Source organism: Eggerthella sp. (genome assembly GCF_048329335.1).
In the GTDB taxonomy this organism is placed as follows: domain Bacteria; phylum Actinomycetota; class Coriobacteriia; order Coriobacteriales; family Eggerthellaceae; genus Eggerthella; species Eggerthella lenta.
The window spans coordinates 1-15,360 of the sequence record NZ_DBFEGU010000402.1 but is presented as its reverse complement, the minus strand read 5'-3'; the positions used below and the strand labels follow the sequence as shown (position 1 = coordinate 15,360).

The 15,360-nt window shown below is 67.2% G+C and carries 13 protein-coding genes; 12 read left to right on the top strand and 1 reads right to left on the bottom strand.

The window, feature by feature from the left end; genetic code table 11:
- From dltB to whiA, 12 genes are all read left to right on the top strand, one after another.
- The coding region (gene dltB, locus ACMO6A_RS12510; RefSeq protein WP_418471351.1) for a D-alanyl-lipoteichoic acid biosynthesis protein DltB at positions 1-1,197 on the top strand (1,197 nt) is incomplete at its 5' end.
- On the top strand, positions 1,190-1,444 hold the full coding sequence (dltC, locus tag ACMO6A_RS12505; RefSeq protein ID WP_114532613.1) for a D-alanine--poly(phosphoribitol) ligase subunit DltC: 255 nt from the start codon (positions 1,190-1,192) through the stop codon (positions 1,442-1,444). The genes dltB and dltC, both read left to right, overlap by 8 nt.
- Positions 1,445-1,448: 4 nt before the next feature.
- A complete protein-coding gene (gene dltD / locus ACMO6A_RS12500; protein WP_114532616.1) occupies positions 1,449-2,774 on the top strand; it encodes a D-alanyl-lipoteichoic acid biosynthesis protein DltD in 1,326 nt (441 codons plus the stop codon).
- On the top strand, positions 2,771-2,947 hold the full coding sequence (locus ACMO6A_RS12495; protein WP_021410729.1) for a hypothetical protein: 177 nt from the start codon (positions 2,771-2,773) through the stop codon (positions 2,945-2,947). Before dltD ends, ACMO6A_RS12495 begins: the two co-directional genes overlap by 4 nt.
- Positions 2,948-2,972: 25 nt before the next feature.
- Positions 2,973-4,628, top strand: coding sequence for a serine hydrolase domain-containing protein (locus tag ACMO6A_RS12490; protein ID WP_229061742.1), 1,656 nt, complete (start codon positions 2,973-2,975; stop codon positions 4,626-4,628).
- A gap of 65 nt (positions 4,629-4,693) precedes the next feature.
- Positions 4,694-5,638 (top strand): lysine exporter LysO family protein, encoded by a 945-nt coding sequence (locus ACMO6A_RS12485; RefSeq protein WP_114532620.1) that lies wholly within the window; start codon positions 4,694-4,696, stop codon positions 5,636-5,638.
- A gap of 104 nt (positions 5,639-5,742) precedes the next feature.
- Complete coding sequence (locus tag ACMO6A_RS12480; protein WP_139019517.1) at positions 5,743-7,926, top strand: ATP-dependent helicase; 2,184 nt, start codon at positions 5,743-5,745, stop codon at positions 7,924-7,926.
- A gap of 694 nt (positions 7,927-8,620) precedes the next feature.
- Complete coding sequence (locus tag ACMO6A_RS12475; protein WP_009307184.1) at positions 8,621-9,049, top strand: hypothetical protein; 429 nt, start codon at positions 8,621-8,623, stop codon at positions 9,047-9,049.
- A 216-nt stretch (positions 9,050-9,265) separates the two neighbouring features.
- Complete coding sequence (gene uvrC / locus ACMO6A_RS12470; protein ID WP_009608666.1) at positions 9,266-11,632, top strand: excinuclease ABC subunit UvrC; 2,367 nt, start codon at positions 9,266-9,268, stop codon at positions 11,630-11,632.
- A gap of 4 nt (positions 11,633-11,636) precedes the next feature.
- A complete protein-coding gene (rapZ, locus tag ACMO6A_RS12465) occupies positions 11,637-12,605 on the top strand; it encodes an RNase adapter RapZ (protein ID WP_009307182.1) in 969 nt (322 codons plus the stop codon).
- Between the two features lie 10 nt (positions 12,606-12,615).
- The gene (locus tag ACMO6A_RS12460) at positions 12,616-13,740 is read left to right on the top strand and encodes a gluconeogenesis factor YvcK family protein (RefSeq protein ID WP_009307181.1); all 1,125 of its coding nucleotides are present in this window, start codon (positions 12,616-12,618) and stop codon (positions 13,738-13,740) included.
- Positions 13,719-14,651, top strand: coding sequence for a DNA-binding protein WhiA (gene whiA / locus ACMO6A_RS12455; RefSeq protein WP_009307180.1), 933 nt, complete (start codon positions 13,719-13,721; stop codon positions 14,649-14,651). The genes ACMO6A_RS12460 and whiA overlap by 22 nt, the downstream gene beginning before the upstream one ends.
- A gap of 42 nt (positions 14,652-14,693) precedes the next feature.
- Here whiA and ACMO6A_RS12450 read toward each other — a convergent pair whose 3' ends face one another.
- Entirely contained in the window at positions 14,694-15,107 is a 414-nt protein-coding gene (locus tag ACMO6A_RS12450) for a PaaI family thioesterase (protein WP_009307179.1), read from the bottom strand.
- Positions 15,108-15,360 lie beyond the last annotated feature (253 nt).

Below are 15,360 nucleotides of genomic sequence, written 5' to 3'. Positions count from 1 at the left end.
AGGCATGAGGCATGGCGATCATCGATGACGTTCTACGCCGACCCCAGCTTCTTCATGCTCTTGGCGCTGGCCATGGCGGGCGCCGCCTTCCTCGGATTGCGCGAGAAGCCGATCGCGCGCTACGGCATGGTCGCATCGGTCGCGTTCTTGGCGTGTTTGTTCTGCAAGGATCTGCCGGGTCTCGCTGTGGCGGCGTTGTTCGTGGCGACGGCGACGCTTTCGACGCGTTGGGTGTTGGCGAGCCCTCGCTCGAACGGGCGCTTCGCCGTCGCGTTCGCGCTCATCCTGTTGCCGCTCCTCTCGGCGAAGGCGGGCGCGGTGTTCGACCAGAACCTACTGGGCTTCATGGGCGTGTCCTACATCACGTTCAAGGCGCTGCAGGTGCTGTTCGAGGTGCGCGACGGCGTCATCGAGGAGCTGGGCCTGTTCGACTACCTGTACTTCCTGCTGTTCTTCCCGGTGTTCACCTCGGGCCCCATCGACCGCTCGCGCCGATTCGCCGAAGATGCGCGCAAGATCCGTTCGCGCGACGAGTACGCGGGCCTTTTGGCGCGGGGCATCCTGCTGCTTCTGGTCGGGCTCGTGTACACCTTCGTCATAGCCGTCTGGCTGCACCGCTTCTATGCGCCGACAGCTTGGGGAACGGGGCCTTTCCTCGCCGAGCTGGGCGTGCAGGTGCGAACGGCGTACGTGTACGGGCTGTACCTGTTCTTCGACTTCGCGGGCTACAGCCTCATGGCCATGGGCGCCAGCTACTGTTTCGGCATCCGGACGCCGCGCAACTTCCGCGCGCCGTTCGCGGCCGTGGACATCAAGGACTTCTGGAACCGGTGGAACATCACGCTGTCGTTCTGGCTGCGCGACTTCGTGTTCATGCGGTTCTCGCGCTTGGCGCTGAGGCGCCGTTGGTTCGACAGCCGGCTGGCCGTCGCATGCTGGGGCTTCGTGTTCGACATGGCCCTTATGGGCACTTGGCATGGCCTCACGGTCAACTACTTGCTGTACGGCCTGTTTCACGGCCTGCTGCTAGCCGGCACCGAAGCGTTTCAGAAGAAGTCGAAGTTCTACAAGTCCCATAGGAAGGCCTCCGCGTTCAAGGCGCTGTCCTGGTTCGTCACGCTGCAGTTGGTGATGTTCGGGTTCGCGCTGTTCTCGGGGCAGATCGCGATGCTCGTGAAAGGAGCGTTCAATGGCTGATATGACGTACGAGGAGCTTGAGGAGAAGATGCTGGACATCCTCGAAGAGGTGTGCGGCGACGACGAGGTGCGCACGAACCGCGACGAGGACCTGTTCGCGCTGGGGCTGCTGGACTCCATGGGAGCCATCGAGCTTTTGGTGGATATCGAGGACGTCTTCGGAGTGTACATTGCCCCCACGGAGGTGGAGCGCAACGAGATGAACACGGTGAACCTCATCATCCACCAGGTGGAGATCAGGCTGTAGCGATATGGCGAAGGGCTCGAACATACCGGGGGCGGCGCCCGCGTCCGAACGGGCGCGAGCCGGCGCGCGTCTGCTGCGCGGCGTGCTCGCGGGGCTGTTGGCCGTCGCGCTCGGGTTGGCGGGCGTCTGCGCGATGCTGCCTGCGCAGACCTCCTACGATCCGGCACGCCTCTACGATTACGTGTACTCGGGCACGAAGTCGCAGAGCGTGCCCTTCACCACGGCGTCGATGAGCGACGACGGCCATCTTGCGTTCGGCTCGTCGGAGTTCTTCATCTCGAAGGACAAGGTGGCGCAATGCCCGCAGGCGGTGTTCGGCGAGAACGTGACGGGCGTCGATCTGACCTACGTGGGCGAGGCGTACGACCAGAGCCTGTGGCAGGCGATCGCCGCAGGCGCGTACGCCGGCGAAGCGAAGAACAAGAAGGTGATGATCGTCGTGTCGCCTCAGTGGTTCTTCAAGGGGAACGGCGACCAGGGCAAGTTCGCTTCGAAGTTCTCCTACGAGCTGTACCGCCGGTTCGCGAACAACCCGAGCATCTCCGATGAGACGAAGGCCTACGTGCGCTCGCGCGTGGAGGCGCTGGGCGTGGACGCGAAGACCACGGCGGCCGTCAACCGCGACACCGTGCTGGACGCAGCGAACGACGCGGCCACGGCGTTCGCCGACGACCTGCGCACGCGCAGCCGGCTTCCGGGCGTCATCGCGGGCGCGCCGCTCAAAAGCACCGTCCGCGCCGCGGGCGCGTCCACCGGCGAGCCGGATTGGAACGCGCTGCTGAAGCAGGCGGATGCATCGGGCGACGCCGCCTGCACCACGAACGACTTCGGCATATACGACGCGTACTGGCAGAAGAACTCGGGCTATCACGTGGAGCGCGGGCAGAACTTCTCGCAGGCTGACGAAGAGTACGCCGATCTCGCCTGCTTCCTGCGCGTGTGCCGCGAGGCAGGGCTCGAGCCGCTCGTGACCATCCTTCCGGTGCATGGCGCCTGGTACGACCGCGAGGGCGTTGCACACGCCGAGCGCCAGGCGTACTACGAGCGCATCCGCGGGCTGTGCGACGACGCCGGGGCCGCCTACGCCGACTTCTCCAGCTGCGAATACGAGAAGTACTTCCTGTGCGACACGGTGCATCCCGGCTGGCGCGGTTGGGTGCGCATAGAGCAGGCGTTTTACGACTTCGTCCACGATCGCGACGACGCGTTTCTCGGCGGCGGCCGGTTCGGTGCGGCCGAGGGACTGGACGCGGCGGGCAACGCGGGCGCTTCGCTGGCCGGCGTGGGCGGAAACGCCGGAGACGGCGGCTCGGGCGGGAGCGCATCATGATGGCGCGTGCGAGAAGGCTGGCTGCCGCGGCGCGCGCTGCGGCAGAGGCGCGTCCGGCGCTGCTCGGCGCGCTGGCCGCGCTGGCGGTGGTCGCGCTTGCGCTGGCGCTGGGATGGTTCGTGGTCTTCTCGGGACTGAGCGAGCCGGTGCAGTTCGTGTACAGCAGCTTCTAGCATGGGACGTCGGAGCGAAAGATCGATGCGCGGTATCGTCGCGGCCGCGGTGGCGGCGGCTTTGGCCGCATGCGCGCTTCTGCTGCCGTCCTGCGCGTCGGGGGAGGCGACCGTCCTGCCGCTTGCAGGCGGCGAGGCGGCCGTGTCGGAGGACGGCGCGGCGAGCGAGGCCGAGTCCGGAGGTGCGACCGAGGCGAAGGCTTCGGACGACCCGGAGGATCCCGGCGACGCGGAGGCGTCCGCCGCCGATCTCGACGAGGCCGACGAAGGGGCGTCTCCCGAAGGGCTCGAGCCTACGGGCGATGAGCTGGCCGCGCGCATGGACGCCTACTTGGCCGCGAACTTCCCGCGAGCGGGTGCGCCCGGGCTGGCGGTAGCGGTGGTGGATGCCGGCGGCGTGCGCTACCTGCGCACGTTCGGCGACTGCCCCGACGCGGACGCGCCTTTCGTCGTGGGCTCTCTCAGCAAATCGTTCACGGCGGTGGCCGTCATGCAGCTGGTTGAGCAGGGCGCGGTGGATCTGGACGCGCCCGCGTCGCGCTACGCCCCGGGCTACGACGTGCCCGACGAGGTGACCGTGCGCAGCCTGCTCAACCAAACGAGCGGGTTCGGCGCCTACGATTCGCTCGCGGAAGCCGCCGACGGCGAGCTGGGAGAGACGTTCGGGGCGTTCTCGTACGCGAACGCGAACTACGACCTGCTGGGGCGCGTGGTGGAAGGAGCCTCGGGCGAGGACTACGCTTGTTACCTGGATGAGCACGTGCTGGAGCCGCTCGGCATGGCTTCGACGACGGCCGATCCGGCGCGAGCGGAGGCGCTCGGCATGGTGCCGGGCCATCGCGACTGGTTCGGGCTGCCTGTGGCCGATGGGTTCCGGCATGCCCAAGGCGACGGCGCATGGGGCGGTCCCGCGTCGGGCTACGTGGCTTCCAGCGTGCGGGATATGGCCTCCTACCTGCGGATGTATCTAAACGGCGGCATGGGCGACGGCGCGCGCGTGCTGTCCGCCGACAGCGTGCGGCGCATGTTCCTCGACCGCGTTCCCGACCCCGAGGGCGATACGTATTACGGCATGGGCTGGACGTCGTTCTCGTGGGACGACGGCGAGCTTGTGCTGTCCCACGACGGGCAGGTGGAGAACTACACTGCCAGCATGTGCCTGCTGCCCGAGCGCGGCATCGGCATCGTGGCGCTGAGCGACGCCAACGACAACGCGGGCGGCAACATCCGGTTCTTCGACCTGGTCGGCGGGGTGGTGTCGGTCGCCATCGGCGGGACGGGGCAGCCGATGGACGATGCGTGGACATGGGCGTGGCGCCAACGCGTCGACGTGCTGTACGCGAGCGCCCTGCTTCTCGCCGTCTCGCCGTTGCTGCTGACGGGTCGGTGGCGGCGCCGGCTTTCCGCAGCGTGCAGGGGAGGTGTCGCGCCGATCGTACGCGCCCGGTCGCTGCGCATGCTGCTCGTGCGAGGCGTCTTGCTGCACGTCGCGCTCCCCGCTTGCATCCTGGCGCTTCCTTTCGTCTGGGGCGTTCCGTGGCGCGACCTGCTGACGTTCTCTCCCGACGTGTCGACGGTGCTTCTGGCGAGCGCGGGGCTGCTCGTCGTCGCAGGCGCGGTGAGGCTGGCGGCGGCCGTAACGCTTCGAAACGACGAGCCGCCGCCTTCGATCATGCGGTAAGATAGCTCCCCTACGACGTGCGGGCGCGCGACGCGCCCGCACGCTGATCGATGGAAAGGGGAGTCGTGGAGATACTGGCGGTCATGGCGGCGGGCGTGCTCGTAGGGGCGACGGTGTTTCCTGCACGGCTCAAAGGGCTGAACGAGAAGCTGACGCTCGCGGCCACCGGACTGCTCATCTTCTCGATGGGGGTGCTGCTCGCCGGACGCGATTCGTTTCTGGAGGAGCTGGGCCAGGTGGGATGGGCCAGCATCCTGTTCTGCCTTGTGCCGGTGGCGTTCTCGACGATCGCCGTGTACGCGCTGACGAATCTGTTCATGTCCGACATCGCCCGGCGTCCGGCGGGCCGGCATGTGTCTGCGGCGCAGGACGATGCCGAGGGCGGCGCGGATGCGCGCGGCGAGGCCGTCATGATCGGCGTGGCGGTGGGAGCTCTCGCGCTGGGAGCGGCGTACGGCCTCTCGGGCGTCTCTCTCGCGCCGGTCGACCTTGTGGCCGATCATTCGGAAGCCGTCCTCTACGCGCTCATGTTCTTCGTGGGCATCAGCGTGGGCGGCAGCCGCGGCCTCTTGGGCAAGCTGCGCCAGTACCATGTGCGCGTGCTCATCATCCCGGCCGGCATAGTGGCCGGATCCGTGCTCGGCGGGCTCGTCTGCGCGCCGCTCGCGGGCATGTCGCTGCCCACGGGCGCCGCCGTGGCGTCGGGCCTGGGATGGTACAGCCTGGCGGGCGTCATGATGACCGACATCGCCGGAGCGCAGGTAGGCAGCATCACGTTCCTGGCGAACCTGCTGCGCGAGCTCGTGTCGTTCTTCAGCATCCCCTGGATCGCCAAGCATCTCAACTATCCCACGTGCATCGCGCCGGCCGGCGCCACAAGCGAGGACACCACGCTGCCCATGCTCATCCGCTGCACGAACGGCGAGACCGTCGTGCTCTCGGTGCTGAACGGCGTCATCTGCTCCGCGCTGGTCCCCGTGCTGATCGAGGCGTTCCATCAATTCATGTAGGGAGCGGCGGTTTTTTCGTGCGCCGAATGCTTCGCGCGAAACATTTGTTCGGGAACATCTGTGCGTTTTCTGGTATACTGAACCCTATGGAACAAATGATCGACATGCAAGCGGAAAACCGACACGGCCTTCTCGGGGACGATGCGCCGCGCTTGAACGCGGCGCAGCGCGAGGCCGTCACGGCTACCGAGGGGTACGTGCGCGTGATCGCCGGGGCCGGCACGGGCAAGACGCGGGCGCTCGCGCACCGCTTCGCCTACCTGGTGAACGAGCTGGGCATCATGCCCGGCAACGTCCTGTGCGCCACGTTCACGAACAAGGCGGCAGGCGAGATGCGCCGCCGCATCCGGCGTCTCACGGGCGACAACGATACCGGCTACATCAACACGTTCCACGGCTTCTGCGTGTCGGTGCTGCAGGAGGACGGCCACGCGCTGCAGTACCCGAAGAGCTTTCTCGTGCTGGACAACGCCGACATCGATGCTATGCTGCAGGTTATCTACGAGGAGCGCGGGCTCACCCTGCGGGACATGACGTTCTCGAAGGCGCGCGACATGATCGAGATCATGAAACTGAAAGAGCGCCCGGGATACTACCGCGACATGCTGGCCATGCCGCTCGAAGGCCTGAGGCAGAAGTACCTCGACGCGACGGACGCGCGCGACATCATCTTCTACGGCTACCTCTACCAGGAGAAGAAGTGCTTCGGGCTGGACTACAACGACCTCATCGTGTTCGTGCTGTACCTGTTCGAGCAGAACCCCGACATCCGGCTCAAATGGCAGAAGCGGCTCGAGTACATCATGGTGGACGAGTTCCAGGACATCGACGGCCTGCAGCACGAGCTCATGGAGGTGCTGGCCGGCTACCACAAGAACCTGTTCGTGGTGGGCGACCCCGACCAGACCATCTACACCTGGCGCGGGGCTGACGTGCGCTACCTGCTGGACTTCGACAAGCGGTTCCCCGGCACGCGCACCGTCATGATGTTGGAAAACTACCGGTCGGCGCCGCGCGTGGTGGCCGTCGCGAACTCGCTGATCGAGAAGAACCGCGAGCGCGTGCCGAAGCGGCTGGAGGCCATGCGCTCGGTTCACGGCCCCACGGTGTGGCGCCATGCCAAGAGCCCGGACGACGAGGCCGCGTGGATCGCCCAGGGCGCCCTTGCGCTGCACGGCGAGGGCGTGGCGTACCGCGACATGGCGGTGCTCTACCGCGCCCATTACGCGTCGCGGCCCGTGGAAGAGGCGCTTTTGCGCGCGGAGGTACCGCATGCGGTGTACAGCGGCGTGCCGTTCTTCGGCCGCCGCGAGATCAAGGACGCGCTGTCGTACCTGCGCCTCGTCGCCTACCAGGACGACCTCGACTTCGCGCGCGTGGCGAACGCGCCCAAGCGCAACCTGGGCGCCCGGCGCATGGCGTTTCTGCGCGAGAAGGCCGACGAGTTGGGATGCAGCCTGTTCGAGGCGCTCGAGCGCTTCGTAGACGACGATCTGTTCAAGCGCACGAAGGCGCGCCAGCTGCTGCAGCTGGTCGACCGCTTCCGCTCGTCGTACGAGGGCCGGCCGGTGTCCGAGGTTCTGGCGGCCGTGCTGTCGGAAAGCGGCTACGAGCGCGCGCTGCGCACCGAGGGCAGCCAGGAGCGGCTCGACAACCTGGCCGAGCTGAAGCAATCCGTATACGAGTTCGAGACGACGTGCGGGGAGGAGGTGACGCTTGAGCACTATCTGGCGCACACGGCTCTGCTCACGAACGCCGACGCTATGGACGATGCGCAGGACAAGGTGCGGCTCATGACCGTCCATGCGGCCAAGGGTCTGGAGTTCGCGCACGTGTTCCTCTGCTCGATGACCGAGGGCGTACTCCCGTCGCGCAAGACCGACACGCCGCAAGGCATGGAGGAGGAGCGGCGGCTGGCGTTCGTGGCCATGACGCGTGCGCGCGACGGGCTGTACCTCACCGAGGCGGAAGGGCGCGGTCACGAGGGCGCGCCGCGCTATCCCTCGCGCTTCCTGCTGGACATCGACCCGGCGGCGCTCGAGTTCTCGAACAAGCCCGCCGAGCGCGAGCTCGACGACGCGCGCGCAGCCTACGCGCTCGCCGACCGGTGGATCGCCGACCTCGTCCGCGACGCGCGCTTCGCGGTGGGCGACCGCGTGACGCATGCGGCGTTCGGCTCCGGGCGCGTGCTGGCGGTCGATTCCCAGAAGCGCGCCTACGAGGTGGCGTTCGACGATCTGGACACGCCGCGCACCATCTCGTTCAAAGCCAAGCTCGAGCAAGCCTGACGAACCTCTTCCGCTCCGAGCTCCTTCGCGCTCGGCGTCCAAGCGCTCGCGACATACGCGGTTCGCGTCCTGCGCTGCCTCCTCGAGGGTCTGCTTCTGCACCCGAGCCCCGAATCCTGCTCGGCGGTCCGCATCGTACGCCTGGAGCCAACATCCGTTTCGCTGCAGCCATTCGCTCTTCTGCAAGATGTTTCACGTGAAACATTCGTTCGCTCATAGTCCGGGCGGGGTGCGGGCGAGGTACTGCGGGGAAGGGTGGCGCCTGCCGCGGGCTGTCCGCGCCGGCTGTCCACGCCCCGCTCGGCTGCGAGCGCTCCGCCAGCGCTGGTTTTCGGGCCGGTTCTGCAAGTTTTTCGACTTCGTGGCAAGCAGCTTCCGAGGACCGGCTTATTCACCGGGCGTTTTGCGTCTACATCGGGAAGGAGCGACCGGGCATCGAGAGGCGCCGAGGCTAAACCCCCGGTCGCGAACGACGTCCTTTGCCACGAAGTCGAAAAACTTGCACGGGCGGCCCTGTTTCCCGCTTCCGCAGCCTTCGCTCCCGTGCGATCCGGGCAAACTCCCCCGGACGCCGCCGCGGTCCGACGTCCCCGGCCGGAGGGAGAGGCGCACTGCATGATCGAGGATTGTGCGTTAAACAAGGAGTCGGAACATTCGTTCGCATGGTATACTGTCGGTGGCGAAAGGAGGAGGCATGCGGCGGATCGCCATGATCGGGTTTGCTCTGGCGACGGTCTCGGTGCTGCTCGCCGGGTGCGCGGCGGAGTCGTCGCAGGAGCCTCTGTACACCACGGTCGACACGCCGTACTACGACGTCATGCTGCCGACGTCGCTCTTTTCGTCGCTTGCGGTCGATTATGACGACTCGTACCGTTTGGACGGGGACACGGGGGAGGGCATCGGGTTCTGCGTTTCCGTGTGCGACGAGGGCACGGAAGAGCCGCTCTGGTACGTGCTGTGCGCCACGTCTTCGTACGGTCCGGACCCCGGCTTTCCGCGCACGGTGGACAAAGGCGCTCCTTCCGCATGGCCCGCAGCGCACGTGTACGTGTCGCAGCCGATCTTCCCATTCGACGCTCCCGACCGCGTAGCCGTCTACGCCCGCTACGTCGCCGTGAAGTAGTAGCACTGCCGAGGATGTGTCATGTGAAGCATCCATTCGTGTGCGTGGCATGTTGCCGCATCGGATTGCCGATAGGGGAATGCCGTGCCGTTCCCGACCGGATTCGTCGGCGGTGCGCTCGGCGAAACGCCTTCCGCGATCCGTCTCTCTTCTGCAAACCGCGTGGAGCGAACGTGCGCTCAGGGGAACGCTTGTGCGGTTTGCTATACTGGCCGCATGGACGATCTCAACGAAACCACTCAAAGCAAGCGCCCGCTCGACGAAGGGCTTCTCGCATTCGACGGGGCTCCTGCGCCCGCTGACGCTTCCGCATCCGACGATGCTTCCGCGCCCGGCGACGGGGCGGCTGCATCGGACGCCGTGCTCGGCATGCCCGATGCGGGCGGCGTCGAGCGCCTGACGGGCGACGCCTCGCTCCACGCGGGGGAGCTGCGCGACGACGAGCGCCTCGAACGCGAGGGCCGCCGCCGGCCATCGCTCGAACGCGCTGCGCGCGAGCACGACGCCGACGCCGCGCGCGCCGAAACCGGCCAGCGCGCCAAGCTCGAGCGCATCAAGGAAGAGCTGAACAGCGTGCCCACGCTGCCGGGAGTGTACCTTTGGAAGGACAAATCAGGCCAGGTCATCTACGTGGGCAAGGCCAAGCAGCTGCGAGCCCGCATGCGCCAGTACGTGAACTTCCAGGACGAGCGCGCGAAGATCCCTTTGCTGGTCGACCAGATCGACAGCTTCGACTACATCGTGGTGGAGAACGAGCACGAGTCGCTCGTGCTGGAGAAGAACCTCATCAACCAGCACGCGCCGTTCTTCAACGCCGACTTCAAGGACGACAAGTCCTACCCGTTCATCGCGCTCACGAAGGGCGACGTGTTCCCTGCCATTAAGTACACGCGCGAGAAGCACCGCGCGGACACCAAGTACTTCGGTCCCTACACCGACAGTCGCGCCGCCCGCGACATGGTGGACATCGCCCGGCGCGTCGTGCCCCTGTGCGCCACGTCGTGCGCCGATTGGCGCCAGCTCAAGCGCCGTTTGGAGAAGGACCCGCTCGCTCTCATGTCGCACGACGCCCGCCCGTGCTTCGACGCGCACGTGGGCCTGGGCCCCGGCGCCTGCTGCGGCGGCATCACGCCCGAGGAGTACCGCGTCCACGTCAAGCGCATCGAGCGCTTCCTGTCGGGCCAGCACCGCGAGTTCGTCGACGAGCTGCAGGCCGAGATGCAGGAGGCGGCGGCCGAGCTGGACTTCGAGCGCGCCGCGCGCATCAAGGCGCGCATCGACACCATCAACAGCCTCACTGACAAGCAGCATGCGGTGTCAACGCGCAACCTCGACGCCGACGTCGTGGGCCTGTTCCGCGAGGAGACGGTGGCCGGCGTGCACGTGTTCATGGTGCGCGAAGGCCGCATCATCAACTCCAACGAGTTCGTGCTCGACCGCGGCAAGGACGTGCCCGACGACGACCTCCTGCACATGTTCCTGCTGCGCTACTACGACGCCACCACGTCCATCCCGCACGAGGTCATCCTGCGCGACGAGCCCGAGGACAAGGCCGCCATGGAGGCATGGCTCACCGAAAAGCTGGCCAGCGCCTACGGGGCGAAGGTTCGCATCACCGCGCCGCAGAAGGGCGAGAAGGCCGAGCTCGTGGGCATGGCCGAGACGAACGCGAAGCACACGCTCATGCGCTACAAGGTGCGCACGAACTACGACGACAAGCGCATCAACAACGCGCTTTTGCAGCTGGAGAGCGCGCTGGCCCTCGACGAGCCGCCCATGCGCATCGAATGCTTCGACATCTCCACCATCCACGGCTCCTACACGGTGGCCTCGATGGTGGTGTTCACGAACGGCAAGCCCGACAAGAACCAGTACCGCCGCTTCAAGATCAAGACGCCGCTCGACGAGGCGAACGACTTCCTGTCCATGCAGGAGGTGATGGGCCGCCGCTACGCGCCCGAGCGCATGGCCGACGAGCGCTTCGGCAGCAAGCCCGACCTCATCATTCTCGACGGCGGCAAGCCGCAGCTGTCGGCGGCGCTCGAGATGTTCGAGCGGATGGGCATCGACGACATCGCGATGTGCGGTCTGGCCAAGCGCGACGAGGAGCTGTTCGTGCCCTGGCAGGACACGGGGCCGGTGGTGCTGCCCAGCGGCTCGGCGTCGCTGTACCTCGTGAAGCAGGTCCGCGACGAGGCGCACCGCTTCGCCATCACGTTCCACCGCGAGCTGCGCGGCAAGGGCATGACGGCCTCCATCCTCGACGACGTGACGGGCATGGGGCCGGTGCGCAAGAAGGCGCTGCTGAAGGCGTTCAAGTCGTTCAAGAACCTGAAGAGCGCCACGCTCGAAGAGATCAAGGAGGCGCGCGTCGTCCCCGTCGAGGTGGCCGAGGAGCTGTACCGGGTGCTGCAGCAGTATAATAGGGAGCGGAAAGACGAGCGCGTGGTGGGCGGCGAGGCCGGAGAGGCCGCCTGCCCGCCCGCAGGCGAGGGCCCGGCGGCGGTCGAATCCGCCGCGGTGGACGCGGCGGTCGAGGCCGCCGTGCAGGGCGAACGCGCGCGCACGGACACGGAAGGATAGCGCTATGAGCGAAGAAACCGCAGGCAAGACGGCAGACCAGTCCGTCGATCTGCAGCATATGCCCGAGCTGGTCATCGTCACCGGCATGAGCGGCGCCGGGCGCACCGAGGCCATGCACTCGTTCGAGGATCTCGGCTACTTCTGCGTGGACAACCTGCCGTCCAGCCTGATCGGCAATCTTTTGGAGCTGACCGGCATGCCCGGCCAGCCCGACGAGAAGCGCCGCCTCGCCGTGGTGTGCGACGCGCGCAACCGCGACTTCTTCGCGAGCCTCGCCGGCGAGCTCAAGAAGTTGAAGGGCCTGGGCATCGACTACCGCATCCTGTTCTTGGACGCCGCCGACGAGAAGCTCGTCGCGCGCTACAAGTCCAGCCGACGCCGCCATCCGCTGTGCGCCGACGGTGCGTCCATCGCGCAGGGCATCGAGCGCGAGCGCGACCTTCTGTTCGAGGTGCGGGAGAACGCCCATCACGTCATCGACACCACGTCCATGCTGCCGCCGCAGCTGCGCTCGACCATCCGCGCGCTGTTCGCGCCGGGCGAGGAGCGCGCGGGCCTGTCCGTCACCGTGTACTCGTTCGGCTTCAAGCACGGAGCGCCGCTTGACGCCGACCTGGTCATGGACGTGCGCTTCCTGCCGAACCCCTACTACGAACCGCAGCTGCGCAGCCTCACGGGCCTCGACAAGCCGGTCAGCGACTTCGTGCTGTACCGCCCCGAGACCGAAGAGTTCCAGGAGAAGTGGCGCGCGCTTCTGGATTGCGTCATGCCCGGCTACGTGGCCGAGGGCAAACAGCAGCTGGCCATCGCCGTGGGATGCACGGGCGGCCAGCACCGCAGCGTCGCGCTGGCCGAGTCCACGGCCGACTACCTCAAGGCGAAGGGCTACCGCGTGAGCATCGCGCACCGCGACCTGTCGCTGGCCGAGGGCGCCGACGCCTCGGCGCGCTCCGGTGCCGCTGCAGGCCGGTAGGGGAGCGACCATGGTTGCCCGTCCGTTCTCCCACGACCCCTCGGCTACGGCGGCGTTCGCCGCACTGCGCGAATCGCAGCCCGTCGTCGCGCGCGACGAGCGCTTGCGCGTCGTCGTCATCGGCGGCGGCACCGGCGCGCCCGTGTCCATACGCACGCTCCTGTCCATGGGACTGGATACGAGCGCCGTCGTCGCCATGGCCGACGACGGCGGCTCCACCGGCATCCTGCGCGAGGAAGCCGACGTCACGCCGCCGGGCGACGTGCGCAAGTGCATCGCCGCAATGGCTGCGGACCCGAACGACCCTTTGACCAAGGCGTTCAAGTACCGCTTCTCGTTCGCTCGCAACCACACGCTGGGCAACCTCATGCTGTCTGCGCTCGAGGATGCGGCCGGGTCGTTTCCCGAGGCCATCTCCATCTGCGAGCGGCTGCTGGATGCGCGGGGGCACGTGTATCCCTCCACGCTCGATCGCGTGACGCTCACGGCTCGCACGCGCGACGGCCGCTCCCTCGAGGGGCAGGCCGTGGCCTGCCATTCGCGCACGGCGCTCGAGCGGGTGGGCCTGCGCGCCGCGCACGAGGTGGTGCCCTACCAGCCGGCGCTCGAGGCTATCCGCGAGGCCGACCTCATCGTTCTGGGCCCGGGCTCGCTGTTCACGTCCATCATCCCGAACCTGCTCGTGCCCGGCGTGGTGGATGCGATCCGCGCGTCGAAGGGTTCCACGCTGTTCGTGTGCTCGCTTGCCGACATGCAGGGGGAGACCTGGGGTCTCACCGCGCGCGAGCACGTGGAGGCGCTCATGGACCACGGCACGCGCGGGCTGCTGGATTACGTGCTGGTGCATACCCCGGTCTCGCTGCGCCCCGACAGCCCGGCCACGGGCGTGTTCACCGCTGTGACGGGTGCCGACTCGGAGCACGCCTCCACTGCCGACCTCGACGATCTCGTGCTGTCCGGACGCATCCGCCCCGTGCGCGTATGCTACCAGGACGTGCAGGCCATCCAGGCGCAGGGGCCGGTGGTCATTGCGCGCAACCTCGTCGATCCCATTCATCCAACCTGGCACGATCCTGCTGCCTTGCGCGATGCGTTTGCGGGGGTGTTGAAGCTATGTCGTTCACGGCGGAGGTAAAGGACGAGCTGGCTCGCGTCCCTCCCACGTGCTCGCACTGCGAGAAGGCGACGCTGGCCGCGCTCGTGCGCATCGAGGGAACGCTGTTCTTCAGCGGCCAGGGAAAGTACCGCATCGAGATAGCAACCGACGTGCCGTCCGTGGCGCGCCTCATCATCAAGCTGCTGCACGAGCTGTACCATCTCGAGACGAACCTCACGGTGCGCCGCAGCGTGCTGCACAAGACCCCGAACTACCTCATCGAGGCTCCTTCGCAGCCCCGCCTCGCGCCGGCTCTCGTCGACATGGGGGTTCTCTCGCCCGATGGAGGCTTGGAGCTTGGCCTCAAGCCCGACCTCGTGGAGAAGCAGTGCTGCACGGCGGCCTACCTGCGCGGCGCGTTCCTCGGCAGCGGCTTCGTGTCCGACCCGCGCGGCGACTTCCACTTCGAGATCACCGTGGAGAGCGAGGACCTGGCCGGAGGCCTGGTCGACCTGCTCGACCGCAAAGGCATCCGCGCGCGCGTCATGCAGCGACGCAGCTCCTACATGGTGTACCTTAAAAGCGGCAGCGCCATCCTGGAGTTCCTCGCGTTCGCCGGCGCGCACCAGAGCGCGCTCGCCATGGAGAACGCGCGCGTCATCAAGAGCGTGCGCAACGACGTGAATCGCATGACGAACGCCGAGATCGCGAACCAGGCCAAGGCCGCGAACGCCTCGGTCGACCAGCTGTACGCCATCCGCGTGGTGCTCGAGGCGCACGGCATGGAGAACCTGCCGCCGGCGCTGCAGGACTTCATCAAGCTGCGCGTGACCTATCCCGACGCCACGCTCAAGGAGCTGGGCGAGCGCGCGAACCCGCCCTTGTCGAAATCCGCCGTGTACCACCGCGTCCGCCGCATCGAGCAGATGGCGAAGGAGGCGCAAGGCTAGGAGGCTTCAGCCGGAAGACGGAGACGCTCGGTGCAGGATGCGCTAGCTCTCGAGCGGCCCCAGGAAGAACATCGTGAATGTGGACTCGGCCACGAGCCTGCCGCGCTCGTCGACGATGGCGCAGTGCGCCACCGACGTGCTGCGGCCCTTGTGCGAGGTGTCGGCGCTCACGGTGAGGCGCTGCGGGCGTACGGCGCGGACGAAGTTCGTCGCGCAGGAGACGGCCACGTTGCTCTCGCCGTAGGCGTACGTCGCCATGCCGGCGGCGATTTCCAGCATGGTGGACACGAAGCCGCCGTGGATGCAGCCGTGGTAGTTCAGCACGTTGTCCGGCACGTCGATCTCGTAGCGCACGCTGCCCGGCGAAGAGGCGAGGATGCGGATGCCCTCGAGCTCCTTTTGCGCCGGCACGTTGCCCATCAGCTTCTCCACGGTTTCCTGCGGTACTGCTTCCATGCTGCTCCTTCGGTCGGACGTGCGTCTACGGGCACCTTACCGCAGCCGTCGGCTGTGCGACACGGACGGATCGGGCGAACTGGCCGATGCTGGGAGAAGCGCGCTGCTGTACGGCGCGCACCGGGTGCGGAGCCCCTCGGCGAGCGGTGTGAAACTTCTGTGAATGGCCTGTTCGGTTGCTTTTTTTATACGGCTGCCAGATAAGGCTTGCAGCATCTGGGCGGCTACCGCTATGATCGGGGCGTTCCTGCAA